The organism is Gymnodinialimonas ceratoperidinii (genome assembly GCF_019297855.1).
Taxonomy (GTDB): Bacteria; Pseudomonadota; Alphaproteobacteria; order Rhodobacterales; family Rhodobacteraceae; genus Gymnodinialimonas; species Gymnodinialimonas ceratoperidinii.
In genome coordinates this window covers 607,501-631,740 of the sequence record NZ_CP079194.1, presented here as the reverse complement: position 1 = coordinate 631,740, position 24,240 = coordinate 607,501, and the positions used below count along the sequence as shown (strand labels likewise).

The window sequence follows — 24,240 nt, the reverse complement described above, 5'->3', positions numbered from 1 at the left end:
GGCGCGTGAGCTGCGTCTGGGAATCAGCCTGAGCTGCGCCGGCCCCCGCCGTTTCTCCTGTGTCCTGTCCCAAGCACAAAAAAACCCCGACCTACGGGAGGTCGGGGCCAGGTCAGGGGTTCGTTGGGCTGACGCGTCAGCCGTTTTCCTTCAGGCGCGGGTCGAGGAAGTCTCGCAGCCAGTCGCCGATGATGTTGAAGGCCAGCACCGTCAGCACGATGGCGAGGCCGGGGAAGACCGCCATCCACCATTTGTTCGACAACAGATGGTCACGGCTTTCCGACAACATGCTGCCCCAGGTCGGCACCTCGGGCGGAACGCCGAGGCCGAGGAAGGACAGCGCCGCTTCCGACAGGATCACGCCGGCCACGTTGAACGAGGCGATGACGGTCAGCGGGGCGATGATGTTGGGCAGGATCGTCTTGAACAGGATCGAGAAGGTGCTGTCGCCCATGGCGCGGGCGGCCTCGACGTATTCCTTCTCACGCAGGCTGAGGGTCTGCGCCCGAACGATTCGCGCGTAGGTGATCCATTGCCCGATCCCGAGAACGAGGATGATGTTCATCAACCCCGGCCCCAGAACGACAAGGAACATGATCGCCAGCAGGATGAAGGGAAACGCCAGCTGGATATCGCCCAGACGCATGATCACGTCGTCGATCCAGCCGCCATAATAGCCCGAAACGAGCCCCGCGATGGTGCCGAGCGCGCCGCCGACCACGATGGCCGCGACCCCGACGAGCAGCGAGACCCGCGCGCCGTAGAGCAGGCGCGAGAACACGTCGCGCCCGAGCTGGTCGGAACCCAACCAATAGGTCAGGTCGCCCGCCCCGGCCGAGCCCGGCTCCAGCAGGCGCATCATGATGTTCTGCCGGTTCGGGTCGAACGGCGCGAGCCACGGCCCGAAGATCGCGATGAAGGTCACGACCAGCAGGATGAACATCCCGACAAGCGCCCAGCGGCTGGTGAGCATGCTCTGGAACGCGCGGCGCAGCTCCTTGCGGCGGTAGGAACTCGCCATGCCGCTGATCGCCTGCGTCGAGGACGCGGTGGGTGGTGGAGTGGTGTCAGCCATGTGTCAGGCGCCCCTATAGCTTCACGCGCGGATCAAGTCGCGCGTAGATCAGATCGACGATCAGATTGAGTAGAATGAACAGCACGGCCAGCAGGATCACCGAGGCCTGCACGACGGGAATGTCGCGCTGGTTGATCGCGAGGAACACGAGGCGACCGATGCCGGGATAGGAGAAGACCGTCTCGACCACGACGACGCCGCCCAGAAGGAAGCCGAATTCGAGGCCGATCATGGTGACGACCGGCAACCATGCGTTGCGCATGGCGTGGTGCATGACCACGCGATTCTCGGAGATGCCCTTGGACCGGGCGGTGCGGACGTAATCCTGTTGCAACACCTCCAACATCGACGAACGCACCAGTCGCGCGTTGCGGGCGAGCGTGTAGGTCCCCACTGCCAAGGCCGGCATCACCATGTGATGGAGGGAGCCCGGCAGGTTGCGGAACGCCTCGCCGAAGTTGCCCGCAAAGAGCGGTTCGAGAAACGGCACGTGGCCCGAGATCGGGAACCAGCCGAGGTAGAGCCCGAAGTAGAGGAACATCATGATGCCCATCCAGAAGTTCGGGATCGACTGGCCCAGCATGGCGACGGTCATGATGCCGCCGTCCACCGGCTTGCCGCGGTTGAGCGCGGCGTAGATGCCCAGAGGAATCGAGAGGCCGATGGCCAGCACGAGGGAGAAGATCGTCAGCTCGATCGTGGCGGGCATCGCCTCCAGCACCACGCCCATGGCGGGTTGGCGGTAGCTGAGCGAATTGCCGAAATCACCCTGCAGCACGTTCCAGATGTAGCTGAGGTACTGAACATGCAGCGGCCGGTCGAATCCCAGTGCGATCCGCGCGGCTTCGATTTCCTCGACGCTCGCGTTCTCGGATACGTACAAATAGGTCGGGTCGCCGCCGATCTGGAGCGACACGAAGCTGATCAGCGTCACGCCGATCAATACGATAACGCTTTGCAGCAAGCGTCTTACAAGAAAGGTCCACACGTTAACGCGCTCCTGTTATTACGGCCACGTCAGCGCGCTCAGATACAATCAGTGCCCAATCGTTCATCGCAACGACACACGTGTTGTCGACTCCGAAGCGAACTTCAGCTTTCGCAAGATCGCCGGGTCGGGAAGCTTGACAATCATTTCAATGTTCTCCCAAAGTGGATTATAGATTGTCGACAGTAGAACAATCAAAGCACGCAGATATCGAAGCGTCAAGCGCGCAAATCGGGAAACGAATGACAAAGCGCCACCGTGAAAGACGCGCTTAACGAAGGGGCACCGGTGATGAAAAAAACGACGAAGCGCACCGGACCGCGGGTGATTTCCCGCGTCGTCTGTGCGCACCGCAAGAACGGAAGCTACAGCCATGTTGCATGACGATACCGCCCCGCCCGCAGGCACGCCGCTGTTGCAGGTGCGCGATCTGCAGACGACCTTCGACCTGAGCAAATCGCTGTCGGTCTGCGCCGTGGATGGCGTCAGTTTCGATGTCCACGCCGGGGAAACGCTGGCGATTGTCGGTGAAAGCGGGTCGGGCAAATCGGTGACGAGCCTGTCGATCATGGGCCTGCTGCCCAAGGACGTGGGCCGCATTTCCGGCGGCAGCATCAAGCTGCACGGTCGTGAGATCACCGACCTGAGCGACGCGGAGATGCGCGACATTCGCGGCAAGGAGATCGGCATGATCTTCCAGGAGCCGATGACGAGCCTCAATCCGGTGCATACCATCGGCCAGCAGATCTCTGAGATGGTGATCCGCCATGAGAAGCTCTCCGCCGCCAAGGCGCGGGCGCGGGCGATCGAGATGCTGGACCTCGTCGGCATTCCCGAGCCCACGCGCCGGGTCGACAACTATCCGCACGAGATGTCGGGCGGGATGCGGCAGCGGGCGATGATCGCCATGGCACTGGCCTGCGAGCCGCGCATCCTGATCGCGGACGAGCCGACGACCGCGCTCGACGTGACGATTCAGGCGCAGATGCTGGAGCTGATGGAAGACCTCCAGAAGAAGCTCGGCATGGCGATCATCTTCATCACCCACGACCTCGGCGTGGTGGCCGAAGTCGCCGACCGCGTCGTGGTGATGTACGCGGCGCAGGTGGTCGAAACGGCCTCGGTGGAGGATATCTTCGCGAACCCGCGGATGCCCTACACGGCCGGGTTGATGAACTCGATCCCGCGGCTCGGCTCGTCGATCAACAAGACCCGGCTGGAGGCGATCCCCGGCACCGTTCCCGCGCTCACCAATCTGCCGCAAGGCTGCCGCTTCCACCCCCGTTGCGCCTTCGCGACCGAGCGTTGCACCGCCGCGGAGCCGCCGCTGGAAGTCGCCGCAGACGGTCACCTCATCCGCTGCGTCCGGTGGCAGGAGCTCAATCTCAGCGAAAGGCAGGCATCATGACGACCCCGCTGCTTCAAGTCGAAAACCTGCACAAATATTTCCCGATCCACGGCGGCGTCCTGCAGCGCGTGGTGAACAACGTGAAAGCGGTCGATGACATCTCGTTCTCGATCAACCCCGGCGAGGTCGTGGGGCTGGTGGGCGAGAGCGGCTCGGGCAAGACCACCGTGGGCCGGACGCTGCTGCGGCTGGAAGAGGCCACGAGCGGGAACGTGAAGTTCAATGGCGTCGACGTCATGGGGCTGAACGGCCGCGACATGCGGGCCTATCGCAAGAAGATGCAGATCATCTTTCAGGACCCCTACGCGAGCCTCAATCCGCGCTCCAAGGTGCGCGAGATCCTGACGCATCCCCTGCGGCTGCATCGCATCGGCTCGGCCTCGGACCATGAGGATCGGGCTACCGCGCTGCTGGAGAAGGTCGGGCTGTCGCGCGATCATCTGGATCGCTTCCCCCATGAATTCTCCGGCGGTCAGCGTCAGCGCATCGGCATCGCCCGCGCGCTCGCGGTGGAGCCGGACTTCATCGTGGCGGATGAACCCGTCTCGGCGCTCGACGTGTCGATCCAGGCGCAGGTGATCAACCTGCTGGAAGACCTGAAGACCGACCTGAACCTGACGATGCTCTTCATTGCCCACGATCTGGGCGTCGTGGAACATATCTGCGACCGGGTCATCGTCATGTACCTTGGCCGGGTGATGGAGATCGCCTCGGTCGCGGATCTTTATGCACGGCCGAACCACCCCTACACGCAGGCGCTGCTCTCGGCGGTGCCAGTCCCGACGCCCGGCAAACGGCGCGACCGGGTGATTCTGAAGGGTGACATCCCCAGCCCGATCAATCCGCCGAGCGGTTGCGTATTCCGCACCCGCTGCCCTCTGGCCACTCCGGAATGCGCCAAGGTGGTGCCGCCTCTGGTTCCGGTGGGCGAAGGGCACGCAAGTGCCTGTATTCACACGACCTGAGACCCCGCGCCGGAGAGGTGATTGCCACTTTTTCCGGCGCGATTTCACGAACCCCGCATGGAATGGCATGAATCCTTGACAAGTCGCCAAACGCTGCCGCATTGTCCACTTATGGATTGTCGACAACACACAACTTGCAGGCGACACGCTACAGACACCCGAATTGTCACGGGTTGTATGCAATCGACGCTGGCAATGCCGTTTAATCTTGCGACACCCCACCTACCTTCCTTTAAGTATCGCCAATTTCCTGCAGGGCATGTCTGGGGCGATCAGCCTATCCGACAGTCCCGGCGGTCACAGCGCGTATGCAACAAAGGAATTTTCCAATGAAGAACGTGAAGTCGGCCTTCGCCGATCCCCTCCCCCCCGACATGCAGCCGATCGAGAACGTGCCGCTGCGCGTGCAGGTGGCCGACCGGCTCCGCAACGCGATTCTGGACGGGCGGCTCAAGCCGGGGACCGGGCTGGTCGAAACGGCGCTGGCCGAGCAGATGAACGTCTCGCGCGCGCCGATCCGCGAGGCGATCCAGATCCTCGAGAACGACGGGTTGGTCGAGACCATCGCCTACAAGGGCAAGCGCGTGAAGCCGCTGACCGCCCGCGAGGTGGAAGAGACCTACAGCCTGCGTGAGGCTTTCGAGGTCATGGCCGTGACCCGCATCCTCGAGATCGGCGCACCGCTCGACGATCTGCGCACCCATTGCGACCAGATGATCGCGGCCGCTGAAGCCGATGACTTCCCCGCCCTCGTGGCTGCCGACGAGGCGTTCCACCACGCGCTGATCCGTTTGGCCGACCATGACCTTCTGCTGGCGTCGTGGAAGAACCTTTACCTGCGCATTCACCAGATCATGGCGCTGCGCAACCGTGACGAACGCAACCTCCTCGAAGTTGCCAGCAACCACCCGCCGATCGTTCAGGCCCTCGCCGATGGCGACGCGGCCCGCGCGATCGAGCTGATCTCTGACCACACCCGCATTCTGGCCGCCTTTGATCCGGCGTCCATTGTCGAAGCATTGTGACCGCCGAAGACCAGACATAACGCGCCTGCCGCCGCATGGATGCCTTCGGGGTTGCGACAACCCGGACTGAAAAGACGACGCGACAATAAAGAACACAGTCCAAAGAAGACCACCCAACAGGTGAAAGGAAAGCGAATGCCAAGACTACACACGATGCTTGCCGCAGGTGCTGCAAGCCTTGCCCTTGTGGCGGGGGCCCACGCCGCGCCCGACGAGAACACGATTGTTGTCGGTCTGAGCGCGGATATCACCACGCTCGACCCGGCCCCGATTTCGTCGCGGGACAACTCCAACATTGCCCGTCACATCTTCGGAACGCTGTTCACGATGGACGGCGAAGGTCAGGCGCAGCCCGACCTGGCCAACAACCTCGAGATCTCCGAGGACGGCATGGCCTATGTCTACACCCTGAACGAGGGTCTGACCTGCCACGATGGTGAGCCTCTCACCGCCGAGGATGCCGCCTATTCGTTCAACCGCGCCGCCGATCCGGAAAACGCCTTCACCGGCAACACGCCCGGCTTCGTCTTCAGCTCGATCGATTTCCAGAGCGCCGAAGCGCTGGATGACCTACGCGTGCAGATCAACCTTGGGGCACCGAACCCGATCGCGTTCGGCCTGATCGCCGAGGTCTTCATCCACTGCAAGGACAGCTACGAGGCGATGACCCTCGACGAGGCGGCCAGCAACCCCGTTGGGTCCGGCGCCTACGAACTGGTCGAATGGCGTCGTGGCTCTGAAGTCGTGATGGAAGCCGTGGAAGGAGCCGACGTGGGCTTCGAGCGCATCATCTGGCGGATCATCCCCGAAGCCTCCACCCGCGCGGCGGAACTGATGGCCGGCAACGTCGACATCATCACCAACGTGGCGCCCGACCAGATGGACGTGATCAACAACTCCGGCGTTGCCGAAGTGACCCCGATCCAGGGTACGCGCCGCATGTACGTGGGCTTCAACCTGTCCGACGCCATGGCCGAACAGCCCGGCGGTGACGCGATTCAGGATCCCGCCGTGCGCCGTGCGCTTCAGTACGCGATCAACGTTCCGGCGATCTGCTCGCAGCTGTTGAACTTCGAGTGTGAGCGGATGACCGGCATCGTGAACCCGCCCAACGCGAACCAGGACCTCGAGCCCTATCCCTACGATCCGGAAGAAGCCGAGCGCCTGCTGGACGAGGCCGGTTGGCCCCGTGGCGACGATGGCACCCGCTTCTCCATCGCCTTCCAGGCTGGTCAGGGCCGCTACCTGAACGATGCCAACGTCGTGCAGGCCATCGCCCAGATGTTGGGTGACGTGGGTCTGGATGTCGATCTGCAGATCATGGAATGGTCCAGCGTCTACATCCCGATCATCCGTGAGCGTAACGCAGGTCCGCTGTACTTCATCGGTTCCGGTGGCGCACTGTGGAGCCCGCTCTACGACATGACCGACCTCGCGGCGGTCGACTCGGGCACCAACTACACCCATTGGGATGACCCCCGCTGGTTCGACCGTTGGGAAGACATCCGCAACGCGGAGTCCGAGGAAGAGCAGCGCGAGATCATCGACGAGATGCTGCAGGTCTTCTACGACGACGGCCCCTGGCTGCACCTCTACTTCCAGCCGGACTTCTACGGCGTGAGCAACCGCGTCGACTGGGATCCGCGTCCCGACGAGAAGGTCTACCTTTTCAACGCGACATTGGCTGACAGCTAAGCGAAACGCTCTCTCCTGAGTGACCGGAGGCGCTGGATCGAAAGATCTGGCGCCTCTTTTCGTGTGTCACCTTGCGGAACGTCCCGCGGGATAGGATTGTCCGGGGATGACAGCGACACTCGACAACCGATGGGGCAATACTGTGCGCGGCTTGACCGTTGGTACGGCTCTCGGCGAGGCCGCGCCATGAGCCTGCGGGATACCCCTTCGGGCGATGGCGCGGTGATCCCTGCGGGCGCATTTGCCAGTGCCATCAAGGAGCCTCATCCGACGCGCTGGTTCGGCTTCCTTCTGTTGCGTCAATTCACGCTACTGGCCTTCAGCTCGGCCATTGATCCGCTGCGGATCGCCAATCAACTCGCCCAGAAGCCGCTCTATGGTTGGCATGTTGTCTCGGAAGACGGCGCGCCGGTCGCCTCCTCCTCGGCCTTGCCGGTGGGCGTCCACGGCACATTGGCCGATGTCTCGGACACGCTGCCCCTGTTCGTCTGCTCAGGCAACAACTGGACCGATGCCGCCAGCGACCGCACCCTTGCGATCATCCGCAAGCGCGCGCGGTTCGGCGCGCGGCACGGCGGCATTTGCACCGGCGCCGCGACGCTGGCGCGCGCGGGGCTTCTTTCCGGGCGGACCTTCACGCTGCACTGGGAAAACCAGCCCGGCTTCATCGAGAGCTTCCCGGAGCTGGAGCCCACGAAGAACCGGTTCGAGGAGGATGGTGACCTGCTGACCTGCGGTGGCGGCTCGGCTGCGACCGAGATGATGCTGGCCCAGATCACCCGCGACTACGGCGAGGATTTCGCGATCCTCGTGGCCGACATGTGCCTGAACGACCCTGACCTGAGCGGGGACCGCCCGCAACGCTCCTCCATCGCCACGGCGGTCGCGTCGCGCAATCCGAAACTGGTGGGGGTGATCCAGCAGATGTACCTCAACATCGAGGAACCGCTGACGTTGAGCGAGCTGGCCGCTTCGGCCAATGTGTCGCGCCGCCAATTGGAGCGTCATTTCCGCAAATACCTCGGCGAAAGCCCGGCCAAGACCTACACCAACATCCGGCTGGAGCGGGGGCGGTCACTGCTGGTGGAGACCGATCGCAGCATCAACGAGATTGCGGCCGCCACGGGCTTCAGCTCGGCGCTGGTCTTTTCGCGGCAATACAAGGCGCGCTACGGGCAGACGCCCTATGGCACGCGCAAGGGCCGGTAGCATGGGGAGCGGCTGACGGCGATGATTGCCGTCAGCCACCTTTTTGTCAGCCTACGACGTTATGCTCGGGGCCGTAGGGGAAACCGGTGATGTTCTCGTTGCCGTCCTCGGTGATGACGAGGATGTCGTGCTCGCGGTAGCCACCGGCGCCGGGCTGGCCCTCGGGGATGGTGAGCATCGGCTCCATCGAGATCACCATGCCGGGTTCCAGCACCGTGTCGATATCCTCGCGCAGTTCCAGCCCCGCCTCGCGCCCGTAGTAGTGGGACAGGACGCCGAAGGAGTGGCCATAGCCGAAGGTGCGGTATTGCAGCAGGTCGCGGTCGGCGAAGAAGCCGTTGATCTTGTGGGTGATCTCGGCACAGGTGGCGCCGGGCTTGAGCAGGCTGATCCCGAGCTCGTGCGCGCCGACGTTGGCTTCCCAGATTTTCAGGCTCGCGTCGTCGACCTCCTCCACGAATAGCGTGCGTTCTAACGCCGTGTAGTAGCCCGAGATCATCGGGAAGGTGTTGAGCGAGAGGATATCGCCGCACTCCAGCTTGCGGGTGGTGACGGGGTTGTGGGCGCCGTCGGTGTTGATGCCGGACTGGAACCAGACCCAGCTGTCGCGGATCTCGCTGTCGGGGAAGCGGCGGGCGATCTCCAGCTCCATCGCGTCGCGGCCGGCCATGGCGATGTCCACCTCGCGCGCGCCGACGCGGATCGCATCACGAATGGCGTAGCCGCCCACGTCGGCGGTGTTGGCCCCGGCGCGGATCAGCGCGATCTCGGCCTCGGACTTGTGCATCCGCAGGCGCATGGTGGCCGGGGCGATGTCCTTCGTGGCGGAGGGGCTGAGGAATTCGTTCAAGAGCGCCATCTGGGTGATCGACAGGTGATCGCCCTCGAAGCCGATGACCTTGCCCGAGCCGGTGACCGAGAGGATCGCGCGCCAGTAGTTGTTCCGCTGCCAGTCGGTGTAGGTGATGTTGTCGCCGTAGCCGCGCCGCCAGGGCTGCGCCGCGTCGATGCCGGCGCTGAAGGTCACGGTCTCGGTCGCGGTGACGACTTGGGCGTAGGGCCGCCCGAAGGAGCAATAGAGAAAGCCCGAGTAGTAGGCGACGTTGTGCATGGAGGTCAGCACGCAGGCGTCGATGCCCTCGCCGGCCATATGGGCGCGCAGCTTCGCCAGACGCCCTTCGTATTCGGCATCCTCGAACGGCAGGGTCTTTTCACCCTGGTGAAAACGGTAGTGTTGTGGACGTTCCATCAAACCAACTCCCAACAAGCGTCCGAGCGGTCTGAGGACAGGGGTCGTGATCCCCCTCCATCGCACGAACGACAAAGCAAGATCCCGGCGTTCAGGATGGTGAAAACGGACGTGCACTTTGTGCTGGCGACGCCATCGCCGGCCCGTGTGGCTTTCTTGGACGAAATTCGCGAGTCGGGCCAGCCCCTTTCCGTCATCGCACGGGCGAAACGCGACGCGTGCTTTCAGGGTATCCGTTCAGGCCGGAGGCGGCAGGGCCGAGAGCACCCGCACGAAGGCGCGGGCGGCCGGGGTGGGGATCTCTCCCGCGCGGGTCATGATCCCGACGGCGCCGGCGGTTCGGCTCATGTCGAGGTTCAATTTCTCCAGACGGCCCGCGTTCAGGTCGCCTACCACGACACCCCGGCTGATGATCCAGACCGCGTTTTCGTCGTCGCAGACCACGGCGCGCCCGAAGGCGGGCGAGGTCGTCTCGATCCGGTTGTGGTAAAGCGGCACCCCTTCGGAAATCAGCATTCGCGCAACGAGCGGACGGATAGCGGAATCCCTCGGGGGATAGAGCACGCGGAAGGCGCGCAACCCTTCGAAATCACGCACCTCGAGGGCCGGGCTGCCGGGCCGCGCCACGATGATCACCTCCTCGGAATAGAGCTGCTGGAAGGCCAGCCCATCCATGGTCTCGTGCCGGCCCAATCGCCCCACGACAAGATCGAGCCCGCCCGATCGGAGCCGCGCCGTCAGGTCATGGTGCGGCCCTTCGTGGACCTCCAGCAGCGTATCGGGATTGTCGCGGGTGAACTCCTGCGCGGCGCGGGGCAGGAGGCTGGAGGCGACGCTTGGCAGGGTGCCGACCTTCAATTTGCCCGCCGCGCTGCCGGTGGCGCGGATGCTGCGCAAGCCGTGGCGCAGGGCCGCCGTGCTCTGTTCGGCGAACTGGAGAAAGATCTCTCCCTCCGGGGTCAGGGACACGCCGGAACGGCTGCGCTCCATCACGACGACGCCAAGGATCGACTCCAGCTCCTTGAGGGTCTTGGAGATGGCGGGCTGCGTCAGGTTCAGTTGCGCCGCGGCGACCTTGAAGCTGCGCTCCCGCGCGATGGCGCTGAAGGCGTCGAGGTGACGGAACTTGATACGTCGGTCCATATTGTTTCCATTTCGGGCAATCAAATTCCTCATTACTTCATTTTTATTACGGGTCTCAACATGAGAAGCTTGCGCGCAAGAGAGGGAGGCAGACATGAAAACGCAGGTTGCCATCATCGGCGGCGGGCCTTCGGGGCTTCTGCTGGCGCAGCTTCTCTACACGCGCGGCATCGAGAGCATCGTGCTGGAGCGCAAGACCAAGGAGTACGTCCTCGGTCGCATCCGCGCAGGGGTTCTGGAACAGGGCCTCGTCTCGCTGCTGGAAGAGGCCGGTTGCGCCGAGCGTCTGCACCGCGAGGGGTTTGCCCATGACGGCACGCTCGTCTCCTACGGGGACGAGATGTTCCGCGTAGATTTCCGCAAGCATACCGGCACGCCCGTCATCGTCTATGGCCAGACCGAAGTGACGCAGGATCTTTACGCCGCCCGCGAAAAGGCCGGGGGGCAGATCGAGTTCAACGTCGAGAATGTCGTCATCGAGGGCGCCGACAGCGACGCGCCGCGCGTGACCTACAAGGTGGACGGCGAGGCGCGGCAGATCGACTGCGATTTCGTGGCCGGCTGCGACGGGTTCCATGGGGTCAGCCGGCAGACGATCCCGCTCGACGTGCGCCGCGAATACGAGAAGGTCTATCCCTTCGGCTGGCTCGGCATCCTGTCCGAGACGCCGCCGGTCAACCACGAGCTGATCTACGCCAATTCGCCCCGCGGCTTCGCGCTCTGCTCGATGCGCAACGAAAACCTCAGCCGCTACTACATCCAGTGCCCGCTCTCCGACAGCCCCGAGGACTGGACCGACGCGGCCTTCTGGGACGAGCTGAAGCGCCGCATTCCCGCCGAGGTTGCCGACAAGCTGGTGACCGGGCCGAGCATCGAGAAATCCATCGCCCCGCTGCGCTCTTTTGTGACCGAGCCGATGCGGTGGGGGCGCCTGTTCCTCTGCGGTGACGCGGCCCATATCGTGCCGCCGACCGGTGCCAAGGGCCTGAATACCGCCGCCTCGGATGTGCACTACCTCTACAACGGGCTGCGCGATTTCTACGAGAATGACAGCACCGCAGGCATCGACAGCTATTCCGCCAAGGCGCTCGCGCGGGTCTGGAAGGCCGAACGCTTCAGCTGGTGGTTCTCGTCCCTGATGCACACCTATCCCGACCAGTCGCCGTTTGACCTGAAGATGCAGCAGGCCGAGATCGAGTTCCTGCGCGGCAACGAGGCGGCGCAGAAATCCATGGCTGAAAATTACGTCGGCCTGCCCTACTGATATTATACAAGAAGGAAGTTTCATGTCTGAGCGTCACACGCAGGGAATGGCGACCCGCCGCCGGGTTCTGGGCGACGCCCATGTCGACCGCGCGGAGGCCGGCAAGAGTGATTTCGACGCGCCGTTCCAGCAAATGATCACCGAGGGTGCCTGGGGTACGGTCTGGGCGGATGACACGATCTCGCATCGGGAACGCTCCATGCTGACGCTCAGCCTGCTCGCCGCGACCGGTAATTTCGAGGAAATCCCCATGCATATCCGCGCCACCGCCAACACCGGCGCCAGCCCGCAGGACGTGTTGCAGGCCTTCATGCATGTCGCCGTCTACGCGGGCGTGCCCAAGGCCAACCACGCGATCAAGCTTGCCAAGCAGACCTACGCCGAGATGGGAGTCGACCTATGAGCCGCAGCACCCCGCCGCAACAGGGCGGTTTCATTCCGCGCGACCGCGATTGGCAGCCCGATGCCCTGACGCCCGCCTACAAGACCAGCGTGAAGCGCAGCCCTCAGGCGGCGCTCCTGTCGTTTCCAACCACGCTCAGCGAGGAGACGTCGCCGGTCTTCGGGCAGGACATGCTCGGCCCGCTCGACAACGACCTGATCCACAATTACGCCCAGCCCGGCGAAAGCGCGATCGGGCCGCGGATCATCCTCCACGGCCGGGTGCTGGACGAATTCGGCCGCGGCGTTCCCGGCGCATTGCTGGAGTTCTGGCAAGCCAACGCAGGCGGACGCTATCGCCACAAGAAGGAAGGCTACCTCGCCGCGCTGGACCCGAATTTCGGCGGCTGTGGGCGGACGATCACCGGCGAGGACGGCTCTTACGAGCTGCGCACCATCATGCCCGGCCCGTACCCCTGGCCCAACGGCCTGAACGACTGGCGTCCGGCGCATATCCATTTCTCGATCTTCGGCCACGGCTTTGCTCAGCGCCTGATCACCCAGATGTATTTCGAGGGCGATCCCCACATCAAACTCTGCCCGATCCTCGGTGCGGTGAAATCGCAGGAGGCCGTGGATGCCCTGACCGCGCTTCTCGACATGAAGCGGACGGTGCCGATGGACAGCCGCGCCTATCGTTTCGACATGGTGCTGCGTGGCCGGCGCCAGACATATTTCGAGAACCGGAAGGAGGGGCTCTGAGATGCAGCGACTTGATTACCTGAAGGAAACGCCAAGCCAGACGGCAGGCCCCTATGTCCACATCGGCTGCACCCCGAACTTCGCCGGGATCGATATCTACGGCGGCGACCTTGGCACCGCGTTGAAGACCGGACCCGTCAAGGGCACCGAGATCACTATCAAGGGCACCGTCTATGACGGCATGGGCATGGCGCTCCGGGACGCGATGATCGAGATCTGGCAACCGGATGCCGCCGGCCTCTTCGCCTCGGCCAACGAGACCCGTGGCGAGGCGGACCCGAACTTCACCGGGTGGGGTCGGTCTCCGGGGGACATGGAGACCGGCGAGTTCACCTTCGAGACGGTCAAGCCCGGCGCCGTGCCCTTCCCCGATGGCCGGATGCAGGCGCCTCACATCACCGTCTGGGTCGTGGCGCGCGGCATCAACATCGGGCTGCACACGCGGCTCTATTTCGAGGACGAGGCAGAGGCCAATGCCGCCGATCCGATCCTGACGCGGATCGAGCATCAGAACCGCATTCCCACCCTGCTCGCGAAGCCTGAAGGCGACGGCGTCTACCGCTTCGACATTCACCTGCAAGGCCCGCAAGAAACGATCTTCTTCGACATCTGAGCGCGCCAGAACGCCATCGCGTCGCCGCCCTTCGTCCGCTAGGCTGAAGGGCGTCACCTACGAGGTACCCATGACCAACCCCTGCATCATCTGTGTCGCGATCACCGGCTCCGTGCCGACCCAGGCCGATAACCCGGCGGTGCCCGTCACCATCAGCGAGCAGATCGAAAGCACCCATGCCGCCTTCGAGGCGGGTGCCAGCATCGCCCATTGCCACGTACGAGACGACGCGGGCAAACCGACCTCGGACCCGGAGCGTTTCGCGCGCCTGAAAGAGGGGATCGAGGCCCATTGCCCCGGCATGATCGTGCAGCTCTCCACCGGTGGCCGTTCGGGCGCGGGAGAGGAACGGGGCGGCATGCTGTCGCTGCGGCCCGACATGGCCTCGCTCTCTGTCGGCTCCAACAACTTCCCCACCCGCGTCTACGAGAACCCGCCCGCGCTGGTCGATTGGCTGGCGTCCGAGATGATCACCCATGATGTGAAACCCGAGATCGAGGCCTTCGACCTCAGCCACATCGTGCACGCCACGCGGATGCAGGCGGATGGGCGGCTGAAGGGGCCGCTCTACGTGCAGTTCGTGATGGGCGTGAAAAACGCCATGCCCGCCGACGAGCGCATCTTCGATTTCTACATCGAAACACTGAACCGCCTCGCGCCGGACGCGCAATGGTGTGCTGCGGGCATCGGCCCTGCACAATTGACGGTCAACGAATGGTCGATCTCGCGCGGGGGCCATACGCGCGCGGGGTTGGAGGATAATATCCGGCTCGACCGCAACACGCTGGCGCCCTCGAATGCGGCCCTCGTGCAACGGGCCGTCGACCTCTGCGACAAGTACGAGCGCCCGGTCGCAACCGTCGCGCAGGCGCGCGAAATCCTCGGGTTGCGGCAGGCTGCCTGATCCCGGCGCCGCCGCGGGCTTTGCCAGCTCCGTTGCGAGGGGCGGGCCGGATATGTATGAAATTGTAGGAGAAGTCGCGCCGAACCGAGCCTGACTCACGCCGAGCTGTTTTATCTCGCGTTGGAATGACGCAGAGAGGATGGGCGCGCATGGGGAGCACGTTGAATGGACGAAATCTACTGCGGACCGCCTCCCCTGCCTCAAGAGATCTGGGCAAGCTGGAATCTTGATCCGCTGCTTCTGGGCGCGCTCCTGATCCTCACGGTAGTCCTGCGCCGCAGCCCGCCCGGCCTTGTCGGCGTCGCGGTGCTTGTGGTGGCCTTCGTCTCTCCGCTCTGCGCGCTTTCCTCGGCGCTATTCTCGGCGCGGGTCGTGCACCATGTGCTGCTCGTCGCCGTCGCGGCCCCGCTGCTTGCGGCTGCCCTGCCGCGCTTCACGGGGGGCGTGGCCCTGCCTTTCGCGCTGGCGAACGTGATCCTCTGGGGGTGGCACCATCCGGCCGCCTATGACCTCGCCCTGTCGAACGTCGCGGTCTATTGGCTGATGCAACTCAGCCTTCTGGGCAGCGCGCTCTGGTTCTGGCGCGCGGTCCTTGGGGCTCGGGACGCGCCGGTGGAGCAGATCGTCTACATTGTCGCCAGCTTCGCGCTGATGGGGATGTTGGGCGCGGTGCTGACCTTCGCGCCCTCCGCGCTCTACGCGGCCCATGGCGCGGCCCCGCTGGACTGGGGCCTGACGCCCCTGCGTGATCAACAGTTGGGCGGTCTGATCATGTGGGTGCCCGCGGGCCTGCCCTATGCCGTGATCGCCGCAGTGCTCACGCGGCGCAATTGGCGGCGGATGGTGGATGGTGCGCCGTGCTAGACTGGCTTTTCGCGCTCATCCCGATCCTGAAGATCATCCATATCGCCGCCCTGATCCTGTGGTGCGGCGGGTTGCTGGCCCTGCCGATGATGCTTTCCCGGCACGCGCCGGACGTTCTGGCGGATGACTACCGGATGATCCGGCGCGCCACGCATCTGACCTATACGCTCTGGGCCACGCCCGCCGCCGTGGTAGCGGTGATCGCAGGCACATGGCTGATCTTCCTGCGCGAGGCCTTCGTGCCGTGGCTTTTCGCCAAGCTGTTTTTCGTGGCGTTGCTGGTCGCAGCCCATGTCTGGGTCGGGCACATCATCGCGAAGACCGCCGAAGACCCCGAGTACCACACCCCGCCCCGGCCCTACCTGCCGGCCATGGCCGCGCTCATTCCGATGGTGGTGATCCTGACCCTCGTTCTCGGCAAGCCCGCGCTGGACTGGATCGTCATGCCCGATTGGCTTCTGGCGCCGCGAGGGGGTCAGCTCCCTTTCGACGTACCCAGCCGATAGTCGAAGACGAGCTTGCCGCCATGCCAACCCGTGAACCCCACCACCACGACGCAGAGCCCGGAGAGCAGGATGCCGTAGGGCAGCACCGCCGTCTCGTAGCCATAGAGCCGGTAGCCCCAGTTGGCACCCAGAAGCGACAGCAGCGTGACCGCGATGATGAAGTGGGTCCAGGCGGGCGCGCGGGAGCGGATACCGGGGACCAGCAACAACTCGGCCGTGCCCGAGACGCCGGCCAACATGCCGAACAGGAACCCGGTGCCCGCCGCCCAGAGCGCGGCCCGCGCCCAGAAACTGTCGCCCGTCCACCAGTAGAGCGCATCGGCCCCCAGCACGCAGAAGGTCAGCGCCACGGGGAAGGCCACGCTCATCGCGTGGATCGGGTGGCCATGGACGGCGATGCGCGATTCCGTTTCATCGAAGCCGGGCAACTCGCTGATCGGGTCGATCAGGTCTTCCGCCTCGTCGCTGGTGTCCTCCGCCGTCATCTCGTCGCCCTCCCGCGGTTCGCCCTGACTGCCTTGATGCTCGTCCTGCTTACAGGCTGCGAGGGCCTGCTTTCAACTGTCGACCCGGCAGGGCCGGCGGCGCGGCGGATCGCGACGCTCTGGTGGGTGATGCTCTCGGGCGCGGGGCTGATCTTCCTGCTGGTGCTGACGCTGGTGGCCCTGCCGTTCCGGCGCGCGCACAAGGCAGGAGAGAGGCCGCGGCAAGAGAGGCTCTGGATCATCGGCCTCGGCCTGAGCTTCCCGATGGCGGTGCTCGCGGCATTGCTGGCCTACGGGCTGGTCGTGGGAGAGAGCCTGTTCCCGCGCGACGGTGCCGACACCCTGCGGGTCAGCGCGCAGGCCGAGCGCTGGCGCTGGACCTTCACCTACGACGCCGCGCCGGACATCGTGACCGAGAACGTCCTGCATATTCCGGCGGGGCAGCCCATCGATGTGGCCATCACGACCGCCGACGTGATCCACAGCTTCTGGGTGCCGCGTCTGGCAGGCAAGCTGGACGCGATCCCCGGCCACACCAATGTCCTGAGGCTCGAGGCCGACAGCCCCGGCACCTATGCCGGTGTCAGCGCCGAGTTCAGCGGCGCCGGCTACGACGATTTCACCTTCGAGGTCATCGCCCATTCCCCCGATGATTGGGCCGCCTTCCTGCAGGGAGAGACGCCATGAACGCGCTGGAACGGCACCGCAGGCTGAGCGCGATCTGGGCGTCGGAGCCGGGCTTTCGCGGCTGGTTCTCGACCGTGAACCACAACGATCTGGGGCGCATGTTCCTTGTCACGGCGTTCTTCTTCTTCCTCGTCGGCGGCCTGCTCGCAATGCTGATCCGCGCCCAGCTGGCGACGCCTCATTCCGCCTTCGCGGGCCCTGAGATCTACAACCAGATCTTCACCATGCACGGCGTGGTGATGATGTTCCTCTTCGCCATTCCCACCTTCGAGGGTCTGGCGATCTACCTGCTGCCGAAAATCCTCGGCACCCGCGATCTCGCATTCCCGAGGCTCACCGCCTACGGCTACTGGTGCTATGCTTTCGGCGGCACCATGCTGCTCGTGTCGATGCTTTTCGGCATCGCGCCTGACAGCGGCTGGTTCATGTATCCGCCGCTGAGCGACGCGATCCATTCGCCCGGCATCAACACCGATTTCTGGCTCATCGGCATCACTTTCGTGGAGATCTCGGCCATCGCCGCCGCCGTCGAGATCACCGTCTCGATCCTGAAATACCGCGCGCCGGGTATGTCGCTCGACAAGATGCCGATCTTCGGCTGGTACGCCCTGATTACAGCGCTGATGATCCTGACAGGCTTCCCGCCCCTGATCCTCGGCTCCGTCCTGCTCGAGGTGGAGCGCGCCTTCGGCCTGCCGTTTTTCCAAGCAGACATGGGCGGAGACAGCCTTTTGTGGCAGCATCTTTTCTGGCTGTTCGGCCATCCCGAGGTCTACATCATCTTCCTTCCGGCGGCGGGCGTGATCTCAACCGTGCTGCCGGTGATGTGTCGTACGACACTCCTTGGTTACGGCTGGATCGTCGCTGCGGCGGTTGCGCTGGCGTTCCTGTCCTTCGGCCTCTGGGTGCACCACATGTTCACCACGGGCATTCCGCACATGGGCCTCGCGTTCTTCTCGGCGGCCTCCACCCTCGTGGCGGTGCCGACCGGGGTGCAGATATTCGCCTGGATCGGGACGATGTGGAGAGGCCGCCCCGAGCTGCATCTGCCGATGCTGCATATCCTCGGCTTCTTTGTGACCTTCGTCATCGGCGGGCTGACGGGCGTCATGGTCGCGGTTGTGCCCTTCGACTGGCAGGCCCATGACACCGCCTTCATCACCGCGCATCTGCATTACGTGCTGTTTGGCGGCTTCGTCTTCCCGATCTTTGCGGGCATCTACTACTGGCTGCCGCATTTCACCGGGCGGCGGCGCTTCTTCCGCCTGGGCGAGATCGCCTTCGCGCTGGTTTTCGTGGGCTTTCACGTCACCTTCCTTGCGATGCATTGGGTCGGCCTTCTCGGACAACGGCGGCGCATTTCAACCTACACCCCCGAGGACGGCTGGACCGCGATCAACCTGATCTCCTCGGTGGGAAGCTTCATCCTCGCCTTCGGGATCGCGATGATCCTGCTGGATGTGCTGCTCCATGCGCTCAGCGCGGGGCGGGGGCGCCGCAATCCATGGAAGGCGCCGTCGCTGGAATGGGCGATGATGACCCCTGCCCCGGCCTACAACTTCGCGAGCCTGCCCCATGTCACCAGCCGCGCTCCGCTGGAGAATGATCCGGGCCTGCCGCTGCATCTGGCGACCGGCGGCGGCTACCTCGGCACGCCCCGAGATGGCCGGCGCGAGACGCTGACGGTCGATATCGCCAGCGGTCGCCCCGAGATGCTCGTGGTCTATCCGGCCAACACCCGGCTGCCGATCGTGATGGCGGCGATAACGGGGCTGTTCTTCCTCTCGCTCCTGCTGAAATTCTACTGGACCGTGCCGCTCGCGCTGGTCGGCGTCGCGGCGCTCGCATGGCGATGGGTCTGGGGCCTGGGCATGCAGGAAGACCCGGTGCCGCAACCGATCGGCTGCGGATTGGAGGTGCCACACGCGGCCGCCGTGGAGCGCGGACCGGGGTGGTGGGGCAGCGCCTTCCTGCTGACGGCGAATGCGACCTTCTTCGGCTCGCTGCTGTTCGGCTTCGCCTTCCTCTGGACCGTCGCGCCCGGGTGGCCGCCGCCGGAATGGCTCACACCGTCCTGGGGCGCGTTGATCCTTGGCCTTGTCGGGGTCGCAGCAGGCTCTCTGGGCATGCGCCTCGCCATGCGGCAGAACCGAAGGGGCGCGGCTCCGTCGATGGGGCTGGCGCTGGCGCTCGCGGGGACGCTCGCCCTCGCCTACGGCTGCGCGTCCCTGATGCTGCGCGCCCCCGCGCCGACCGAGCACGCCTATGGCGCCACGTTGCTGGTGCTTGGGGGATACGGGCTGTTTCACGCCGCGCTCGCCGCGCTGATGGTGGTCTTCACGGCCGCGCAGGTCCGTCGCGGCTTCACCTCCCGCACACGCCGGTCGGTGTTCTCCATCACCTGCCTCTGGACCGATTACGCCGGATTTACCGGCAGCATCGTCCTTCTGGCGGCTCATCTGTCCGGGCTCTCGCCATGAGGGACGTGGTGCGCATCATGCTCGCGCCGCTGCTGTGGCTTGCGGCTTTCAGCGCCGTTTACGGGCTTCAGGGCCTGCTTTGCGGGCATGACGTGACAGGGAGCATTGCCGGCCTGCCGCTGCCGCGCGTGATATTGATCGCGGCCTATGGGCTTGCGATCGCGCTCCAATGTGGGGTTCTGGCCTGGCTTTGCCGGACACGGGCCGCCGTCGGTTCACGCTTCGTCGGGTTCGTCAGCCGTGCCACGGGCTGGACCGGGTTGGTCGCGACGATCTGGTCGCTCTTCCCGGTAGCACTTCTGTCGATCTGCGGGTGACTTTGGCGGGCGTTATTTGACGTCATCTTCTTCGTAGTTGCCGTCTTGCTCGTAGGTGCCGACCTGCTTTTCCACCTGCCGGATCAGGGCGATGATCGTCAGGGTCAGCACCGTGGTCGTGGCCGCGATGACCCATTCACCAAGACCGCAGGCGACGCCGATGGCGGCGGCGACCCACATGCTCGCCCCCGTGGTCAGGCCGCGCACCTTGCCTTGGGAGAACACGATCAGCCCGGCCGCGAGGAACGCCACGCCGCCGGTGACCGCTTCGATGAGCCTGAGAGGATCCATCTGGACGGTGTCGCCGAATTCATCGGCGCGGTAGATCAGCGTCAGCGTCAGAAGGCAGTAGATGCAAGCCGCGAGGCCGATGAGCATATGCGTCCGCAGCCCGGCGGCACGGCGCGAGGACTCCCGCTCCAATCCGACCAGCCCGCAGAATGCAACGGTCGCCAAGGTCCGGACCACGATAACCGAGATCGGCAAGCTCGCCGATAAGGTGAATTCAGTCAGCAGTGCTTCCCACATCGAATGTCCCGCAGCTCCCGTGTTCGCGACCGCCGGCAGCCGCTTGATTAATCAACACCGGAATTGGTGAAGCGTTCCGGCCTCTCATTCAAGTCGCATCGCCCCGCTGCCAGAGGAACTTCCGCAGACGGGTTCGGTTATACCCATACACCCCACAGGAGAGGCAATCATGGCCGATAAGAAAGACGTTCCCCCGACCACGACCGACGCGGGCATCCGGGTCCGCAGCGATGAGCATTCCCTCACGGTTGGCCCCGATGGGCCGATCGTATTGAACGATCACTATCTCCTTGAACAGATGGCGAATTTCAACCGCGAGCGGATCCCCGAGCGGCAGCCGCACGCGAAGGGCTCCGGCGCCTTCGGGCGGTTCGAGACGACACAGGACGTGTCGCGATACACCAAGGCGAAGATCTTCCAGCCCGGCGCAAGCTGCGACGTGGTGATGCGGTTCTCGACCGTCGCCGGAGAGCGCGGCAGCCCCGACACCTGGCGCGACCCGCGCGGCTTCTCCATCAAGATGTACACCGAGGACGGCAACTTCGACATGGTCGGAAACAACACGCCGATCTTCTTCGTGCGCGATCCGATGAAGTTCCAGCACTTCATCCGCAGCCAGAAGCGCCGCGCCGACAACAACCTGCGCGACCATGACATGCAGTGGGATTTCTGGACCCTCTCCCCCGAGAGCGCGCACCAGGTGACCTACCTGATGGGTGATCGGGGCATCCCGAGGACATGGCGCGAGATGAACGGCTACTCCAGCCACACCTACTCGCTGGTCAACGCCGGGGGCGAGAAGTTCTGGGTGAAGTTCCACTTCCACACCGATCAGGGCGACGGCAACGCCTATCTGAGCCAGGACGAGGCCGACAAGCTGGCCGGTCAGGACGGCGACTACCACCGCCGTGACCTGTTCAACGCGATCAGCGACGGCAATTATCCGAGCTGGACCCTGAAGTGGCAGATCATGCCCTATGAGGAAGCCAAGACATATCGGATCAATCCCTTCGATCTCACCAAGGTCTGGCCGCATGACGACTACCCCCTGATCGAGGTCGGCAAGCTGACCCTCGACCGGAACCCGACGGACTTCCACACCGAGATCGAGCAGGCCGCATTCGAGCCGAACAACATGGTGCCGGGCATCGGCCTGTCGCCGGACAAGATGCTTCTGGCGCGCGGGTTCTCCTATTCCGACGCCCACCGCGCCCGGCTCGGGGTGAATTACAAGCAGATCCCGGTGAACAGCGCCAAAAGCCCGGTGCACAGCTACTCCAAGGACGGGGCGGGCCGGACCGAGAAGATTGCGGATCCCGTCTATGCGCCGAATTCCTACGGCGGCCCCGCAGCCCAGCCCGAACCCGGCCCCGAAGCCGGTCTCTGGCACGCCGACGGCGACATGGTGCGGCAAGCCTACACGCTCCGCGAAGATGATGACGACTGGAGCCAGGCCGGCGCGTTGGTGCGAGACGTCATGGACGACGCCGCCCGCTCTCGACTGGTCGACAACGTCGTCGGCCACCTCTGTGACGGGGTAAGCGAGAAGGTCCTGCAACGCGCCTTCGACTACTGGCGCAACATCGACCCGGAGACCGGCGACAGGATCGAAGCAGGCGTCCGCGAAAAACTGGGCGGGAAATCAGACGCGCCGGGAATGGCATCGGCCAAATCCATCGGCGGGTGAAGAGATCGACGGAGAGGGCGGGACTTGGTGTCCCGTCCCCATCGGCTTGAGCTATATTAACGAAGCAATAACGCAAAAAACCTCCCACGAGGGAGGCCTTTTGCGCTGGTTGCGGGAGTAGGATTTGAACCTACGACCTTCAGGTTATGAGCCTGACGAGCTACCGGGCTGCTCCATCCCGCGCCAACAGGGTGGTGGGTATCCCTCTCGCGGCTGAGTCGCAAGGGGGTCGGGCGGAAAAGGTGCCGCTATCTGGTAAAATCACGGTGTGATCGCGTAACCGAGCTGTGCTTCGACATCCGCGTCCAGTTCGGCGGCCAGATAGGCGAAGTCTTCCGGCGAAATATCTGCGCGTTTGAAGGTTTTCTTCGCGCGAACATCAGGGCTCACCTTGTCTTCGATCGGGTCGAAGGTATCGCTTCGCGGTATGTCGAACTGGGCGCTCAGGTAGTCGAGGAACGGCTCCTTGTTCGTGCGGATATCCTCGTAGGAGGCGATTATCAGGTTGCAGATCCGGTTACGGAACGACAGGCCCGCAACCAGTTTGCTGCGCCGCATCTCCATCACGTTGCGGAACCGCTTTCCGGTCTCGGGGTGTCTGTCGAAGGTGTTCTCCATGAAGTCGAGCTCACCTCGGCTCGTGGCATTCCAGCGCTGTCGCCAGACCCGGCGCGAATTGCGACGGTTGAAGATCGCCCATTCGCTGCGGATGAACTCGGAAAAACTGTCCAGCTTCACATCGGGGTGGGGAGCATGGGGCGTGTTGAACATGCTCACGGTCCAATCGATGGGATCGCGGTACACGAAGAGGATGAGAGAGCGCCTGTGGTAGCCCATGGAGACGGGGAAACCGTGCTTCCAGCCGTATAGCTGGACGCGCTCGAGGTCGAAATTCCGTTCGACGAGCTGCTCGACGAAGTTGGTACCGGAATTTCTCTCCCCAAAGACCTGGAAATCCGCCAAGGGCTCGTCAAATGGTCGGCGGGTGACCGTCGGAAACGGCTGACCTTGCGGCGGATCGAACTGAAAATCGGGAATTTGCGGCATAAGTTGCCTACTCCAGGTGCCTCAGGGGCTTGCTATATAACTGGAGGATCTATCGTTAGAGAGATATGTTTGTTTCTTACTAGGTTTGGCGGTGACCTACTCTCCCACACCTTAAGATGCAGTACCATCGGCGCAACGGCACTTAACGGCCGGGTTCGGAATGGAGCCGGGTGTTTTGCTCGCGCTATGACCACCAAACCAAGAAAGAAACAAACCATCAGCCAGCGTTTTGAGGCGCTTACTATCCCAATTAAGACACTATGGTGTTGGTGATGCTTGGAGATCAGGTCGGACAGTTTCCTGTCTATCACTGGATCAAATCAAGCCTATCGAACAATTAGTACCAGTCAACTGAGCGTGTTACCACGCTTACATCTCTGGCCTATCGACGAGGTGGTCTACCTCGGTTCTCAGGGATACCTTGTTTTGAGGGGGGCTTCCCGCTTAGATGCCTTCAGCGGTTATCCTTTCCGATCATAGCTACCCAGCACTGCTCCTGGCGGAACAACTGGTACACCAGTGGATCGTTCACCCCGGTCCTCTCGTACTAGGGGCAACTCCTCTCAAGTATCCTACACCCACGGCAGATAGGGACCGAACTGTCTCACGACGTTCTAAACCCAGCTCACGTACCTCTTTAAACGGCGAACAGCCGTACCCTTGGGACCTGCTCCAGCCCCAGGATGAGATGAGCCGACATCGAGGTGCCAAACGGTGCCGTCGATATGGACTCTTGGGCACCATCAGCCTGTTATCCCCGGCGTACCTTTTATCCGTTGAGCGATGGCCCTTCCACTCGGGACCACCGGATCACTATGGCCGTCTTTCGACTCTGCTCGACTTGTCAGTCTCGCAGTCAGGCTGGCTTCTGCCATTGCACTCAACGAGCGATTTCCGACCGCTCTGAGCCAACCTTCGCGCGCCTCCGTTACTCTTTAGGAGGCGACCGCCCCAGTCA

23 protein-coding genes, 1 tRNA gene and 2 rRNA genes (1 of these 26 only partly in view) are annotated in these 24,240 nt (G+C 63.8%); 16 read left to right on the top strand and 10 right to left on the bottom strand.

The annotated features are described in order from the left end of the window. Positions 1–136 precede the first annotated feature (136 nt). Together KYE46_RS03095 and KYE46_RS03090 are read right to left on the bottom strand one after the other, a co-directional pair. Positions 137–1,075 (bottom strand): ABC transporter permease, encoded by a 939-nt coding sequence (locus KYE46_RS03095; RefSeq protein ID WP_219003380.1) that lies wholly within the window; start codon positions 1,073–1,075, stop codon positions 137–139. A gap of 13 nt (positions 1,076–1,088) precedes the next feature. Beyond that, complete coding sequence (locus KYE46_RS03090; protein WP_219003378.1) at positions 1,089–2,063, bottom strand: ABC transporter permease; 975 nt, start codon at positions 2,061–2,063, stop codon at positions 1,089–1,091. A 373-nt stretch (positions 2,064–2,436) separates the two neighbouring features. Between KYE46_RS03090 and KYE46_RS03085 the strand changes: the two genes are divergently transcribed. The 5 genes from KYE46_RS03085 to KYE46_RS03065 all read left to right on the top strand — a co-directional run bounded on the left by KYE46_RS03085 (position 2,437) and on the right by KYE46_RS03065 (position 8,365). Next, entirely contained in the window at positions 2,437–3,471 is a 1,035-nt protein-coding gene (locus tag KYE46_RS03085) for an ABC transporter ATP-binding protein (RefSeq protein WP_219003375.1), read from the top strand. Beyond that, positions 3,468–4,436, top strand: coding sequence for an ABC transporter ATP-binding protein (locus KYE46_RS03080; protein WP_219003373.1), 969 nt, complete (start codon positions 3,468–3,470; stop codon positions 4,434–4,436). The genes KYE46_RS03085 and KYE46_RS03080 overlap by 4 nt, the downstream gene beginning before the upstream one ends. 329 nt (positions 4,437–4,765) lie before the next feature. Continuing rightward, positions 4,766–5,461: a GntR family transcriptional regulator gene (locus KYE46_RS03075; RefSeq protein WP_219003372.1), complete on the top strand. Its 696-nt coding sequence runs from the start codon at positions 4,766–4,768 to the stop codon at positions 5,459–5,461. 135 nt (positions 5,462–5,596) lie between these two features. Further along, positions 5,597–7,156, top strand: a complete 1,560-nt coding sequence (locus tag KYE46_RS03070; protein ID WP_219003370.1) for an ABC transporter substrate-binding protein — start codon at positions 5,597–5,599, stop codon at positions 7,154–7,156. A 186-nt stretch (positions 7,157–7,342) separates the two neighbouring features. Further along, positions 7,343–8,365 (top strand): GlxA family transcriptional regulator, encoded by a 1,023-nt coding sequence (locus tag KYE46_RS03065; protein WP_219003368.1) that lies wholly within the window; start codon positions 7,343–7,345, stop codon positions 8,363–8,365. Positions 8,366–8,411: 46 nt separating this feature from the next. Here KYE46_RS03065 and KYE46_RS03060 read toward each other — a convergent pair whose 3' ends face one another. Then, entirely contained in the window at positions 8,412–9,614 is a 1,203-nt protein-coding gene (locus KYE46_RS03060) for an aminopeptidase P family protein (protein WP_219003366.1), read from the bottom strand. Positions 9,615–9,851: 237 nt separating this feature from the next. Then, the gene (gene pcaQ, locus KYE46_RS03055; protein WP_219003364.1) at positions 9,852–10,757 is read right to left on the bottom strand and encodes a pca operon transcription factor PcaQ; all 906 of its coding nucleotides are present in this window, start codon (positions 10,755–10,757) and stop codon (positions 9,852–9,854) included. Positions 10,758–10,851: 94 nt separating this feature from the next. Here pcaQ and pobA point away from each other — a divergent pair, with 94 nt between their 5' ends. From pobA to KYE46_RS03020, 7 genes are all read left to right on the top strand, one after another. Then, positions 10,852–12,021 carry a 4-hydroxybenzoate 3-monooxygenase gene (pobA, locus tag KYE46_RS03050; RefSeq protein WP_219003362.1) on the top strand — a complete coding sequence of 390 codons (1,170 nt, stop codon included), beginning with the start codon at positions 10,852–10,854 and terminating at the stop codon, positions 12,019–12,021. 22 nt (positions 12,022–12,043) lie between these two features. After that, on the top strand, positions 12,044–12,424 hold the full coding sequence (gene pcaC / locus KYE46_RS03045) for a 4-carboxymuconolactone decarboxylase (RefSeq protein WP_219003360.1): 381 nt from the start codon (positions 12,044–12,046) through the stop codon (positions 12,422–12,424). After that, entirely contained in the window at positions 12,421–13,164 is a 744-nt protein-coding gene (gene pcaH, locus KYE46_RS03040) for a protocatechuate 3,4-dioxygenase subunit beta (protein WP_219003358.1), read from the top strand. The genes pcaC and pcaH overlap by 4 nt, the downstream gene beginning before the upstream one ends. A gap of 1 nt (position 13,165) precedes the next feature. Continuing rightward, positions 13,166–13,777, top strand: a complete 612-nt coding sequence (gene pcaG / locus KYE46_RS03035; protein ID WP_219003357.1) for a protocatechuate 3,4-dioxygenase subunit alpha — start codon at positions 13,166–13,168, stop codon at positions 13,775–13,777. 70 nt (positions 13,778–13,847) lie between these two features. After that, a complete protein-coding gene (locus tag KYE46_RS03030; RefSeq protein ID WP_219003356.1) occupies positions 13,848–14,681 on the top strand; it encodes a 3-oxoadipate:acetyl-CoA acetyltransferase in 834 nt (277 codons plus the stop codon). 165 nt (positions 14,682–14,846) lie between these two features. Continuing rightward, positions 14,847–15,545 carry a cytochrome c oxidase assembly protein gene (locus KYE46_RS03025; protein ID WP_219003355.1) on the top strand — a complete coding sequence of 233 codons (699 nt, stop codon included), beginning with the start codon at positions 14,847–14,849 and terminating at the stop codon, positions 15,543–15,545. Further along, positions 15,539–16,051: a CopD family protein gene (locus KYE46_RS03020; protein WP_219003354.1), complete on the top strand. Its 513-nt coding sequence runs from the start codon at positions 15,539–15,541 to the stop codon at positions 16,049–16,051. The genes KYE46_RS03025 and KYE46_RS03020 overlap by 7 nt, the downstream gene beginning before the upstream one ends. On the opposite strand, the gene KYE46_RS03015 is transcribed toward KYE46_RS03020, so the two are convergent. After that, positions 16,021–16,536, bottom strand: coding sequence for a DUF2231 domain-containing protein (locus KYE46_RS03015; protein ID WP_219003353.1), 516 nt, complete (start codon positions 16,534–16,536; stop codon positions 16,021–16,023). The two genes, KYE46_RS03020 and KYE46_RS03015, sit on opposite strands and share 31 nt — an antisense overlap. Before the next feature lie 36 nt (positions 16,537–16,572). On the opposite strand from KYE46_RS03015, the gene KYE46_RS03010 reads away from it, so the two are divergent. The 3 genes from KYE46_RS03010 to KYE46_RS03000 are packed head-to-tail and all read left to right on the top strand — an operon-like array spanning position 16,573 to position 20,020. Then, on the top strand, positions 16,573–17,223 hold the full coding sequence (locus KYE46_RS03010; RefSeq protein WP_219003352.1) for a cytochrome c oxidase subunit II: 651 nt from the start codon (positions 16,573–16,575) through the stop codon (positions 17,221–17,223). Next, the gene (gene ctaD / locus KYE46_RS03005) at positions 17,220–19,703 is read left to right on the top strand and encodes a cytochrome c oxidase subunit I (RefSeq protein ID WP_219003351.1); all 2,484 of its coding nucleotides are present in this window, start codon (positions 17,220–17,222) and stop codon (positions 19,701–19,703) included. The genes KYE46_RS03010 and ctaD overlap by 4 nt, the downstream gene beginning before the upstream one ends. Next, on the top strand, positions 19,700–20,020 hold the full coding sequence (locus KYE46_RS03000) for a hypothetical protein (RefSeq protein ID WP_219003350.1): 321 nt from the start codon (positions 19,700–19,702) through the stop codon (positions 20,018–20,020). The genes ctaD and KYE46_RS03000 overlap by 4 nt, the downstream gene beginning before the upstream one ends. A 12-nt stretch (positions 20,021–20,032) precedes the next feature. Here the strand turns inward: KYE46_RS03000 and KYE46_RS02995 are convergent, their stop codons facing one another. Then, positions 20,033–20,548, bottom strand: a complete 516-nt coding sequence (locus tag KYE46_RS02995) for an MgtC/SapB family protein (protein WP_219003348.1) — start codon at positions 20,546–20,548, stop codon at positions 20,033–20,035. A gap of 169 nt (positions 20,549–20,717) precedes the next feature. Here KYE46_RS02995 and KYE46_RS02990 point away from each other — a divergent pair, with 169 nt between their 5' ends. Next, positions 20,718–22,235: a catalase gene (locus KYE46_RS02990; RefSeq protein ID WP_219003347.1), complete on the top strand. Its 1,518-nt coding sequence runs from the start codon at positions 20,718–20,720 to the stop codon at positions 22,233–22,235. Positions 22,236–22,341: 106 nt separating this feature from the next. Here KYE46_RS02990 and KYE46_RS02985 read toward each other — a convergent pair. The 4 genes from KYE46_RS02985 to KYE46_RS02970 all read right to left on the bottom strand — a co-directional run. After that, a tRNA-Met gene (locus tag KYE46_RS02985) sits at positions 22,342–22,418 on the bottom strand. A gap of 78 nt (positions 22,419–22,496) precedes the next feature. Beyond that, positions 22,497–23,282, bottom strand: coding sequence for a hypothetical protein (locus KYE46_RS02980; RefSeq protein WP_219003346.1), 786 nt, complete (start codon positions 23,280–23,282; stop codon positions 22,497–22,499). 83 nt (positions 23,283–23,365) lie between these two features. Further along, positions 23,366–23,480 (bottom strand): 5S ribosomal RNA (rrf, locus tag KYE46_RS02975). A 118-nt stretch (positions 23,481–23,598) separates the two neighbouring features. After that, positions 23,599–24,240, bottom strand: a 23S ribosomal RNA gene (locus tag KYE46_RS02970); it runs 2,189 nt beyond the window's last position.

Coding starts and splice junctions, on each gene's coding strand:
- KYE46_RS03095 (WP_219003380.1), bottom strand. CDS start 1,075: ATGGCTGACACCACTCCACCACCCACCGCGTCCTCGACGCAGGCGATC.
- KYE46_RS03085 (WP_219003375.1), top strand. CDS start 2,437: ATGTTGCATGACGATACCGCCCCGCCCGCAGGCACGCCGCTGTTGCAG.
- KYE46_RS03080 (WP_219003373.1), top strand. CDS start 3,468: ATGACGACCCCGCTGCTTCAAGTCGAAAACCTGCACAAATATTTCCCG.
- KYE46_RS03075 (WP_219003372.1), top strand. CDS start 4,766: ATGAAGAACGTGAAGTCGGCCTTCGCCGATCCCCTCCCCCCCGACATG.
- KYE46_RS03070 (WP_219003370.1), top strand. CDS start 5,597: ATGCCAAGACTACACACGATGCTTGCCGCAGGTGCTGCAAGCCTTGCC.
- KYE46_RS03065 (WP_219003368.1), top strand. CDS start 7,343: ATGAGCCTGCGGGATACCCCTTCGGGCGATGGCGCGGTGATCCCTGCG.
- KYE46_RS03060 (WP_219003366.1), bottom strand. CDS start 9,614: ATGGAACGTCCACAACACTACCGTTTTCACCAGGGTGAAAAGACCCTG.
- pcaQ (WP_219003364.1), bottom strand. CDS start 10,757: ATGGACCGACGTATCAAGTTCCGTCACCTCGACGCCTTCAGCGCCATC.
- pobA (WP_219003362.1), top strand. CDS start 10,852: ATGAAAACGCAGGTTGCCATCATCGGCGGCGGGCCTTCGGGGCTTCTG.
- pcaC (WP_219003360.1), top strand. CDS start 12,044: ATGTCTGAGCGTCACACGCAGGGAATGGCGACCCGCCGCCGGGTTCTG.
- pcaH (WP_219003358.1), top strand. CDS start 12,421: ATGAGCCGCAGCACCCCGCCGCAACAGGGCGGTTTCATTCCGCGCGAC.
- pcaG (WP_219003357.1), top strand. CDS start 13,166: ATGCAGCGACTTGATTACCTGAAGGAAACGCCAAGCCAGACGGCAGGC.
- KYE46_RS03030 (WP_219003356.1), top strand. CDS start 13,848: ATGACCAACCCCTGCATCATCTGTGTCGCGATCACCGGCTCCGTGCCG.
- KYE46_RS03025 (WP_219003355.1), top strand. CDS start 14,847: ATGGACGAAATCTACTGCGGACCGCCTCCCCTGCCTCAAGAGATCTGG.
- KYE46_RS03015 (WP_219003353.1), bottom strand. CDS start 16,536: ATGACGGCGGAGGACACCAGCGACGAGGCGGAAGACCTGATCGACCCG.
- KYE46_RS03010 (WP_219003352.1), top strand. CDS start 16,573: ATGCTCGTCCTGCTTACAGGCTGCGAGGGCCTGCTTTCAACTGTCGAC.
- ctaD (WP_219003351.1), top strand. CDS start 17,220: ATGAACGCGCTGGAACGGCACCGCAGGCTGAGCGCGATCTGGGCGTCG.
- KYE46_RS03000 (WP_219003350.1), top strand. CDS start 19,700: ATGAGGGACGTGGTGCGCATCATGCTCGCGCCGCTGCTGTGGCTTGCG.
- KYE46_RS02995 (WP_219003348.1), bottom strand. CDS start 20,548: ATGTGGGAAGCACTGCTGACTGAATTCACCTTATCGGCGAGCTTGCCG.
- KYE46_RS02990 (WP_219003347.1), top strand. CDS start 20,718: ATGGCCGATAAGAAAGACGTTCCCCCGACCACGACCGACGCGGGCATC.
- KYE46_RS02980 (WP_219003346.1), bottom strand. CDS start 23,282: ATGCCGCAAATTCCCGATTTTCAGTTCGATCCGCCGCAAGGTCAGCCG.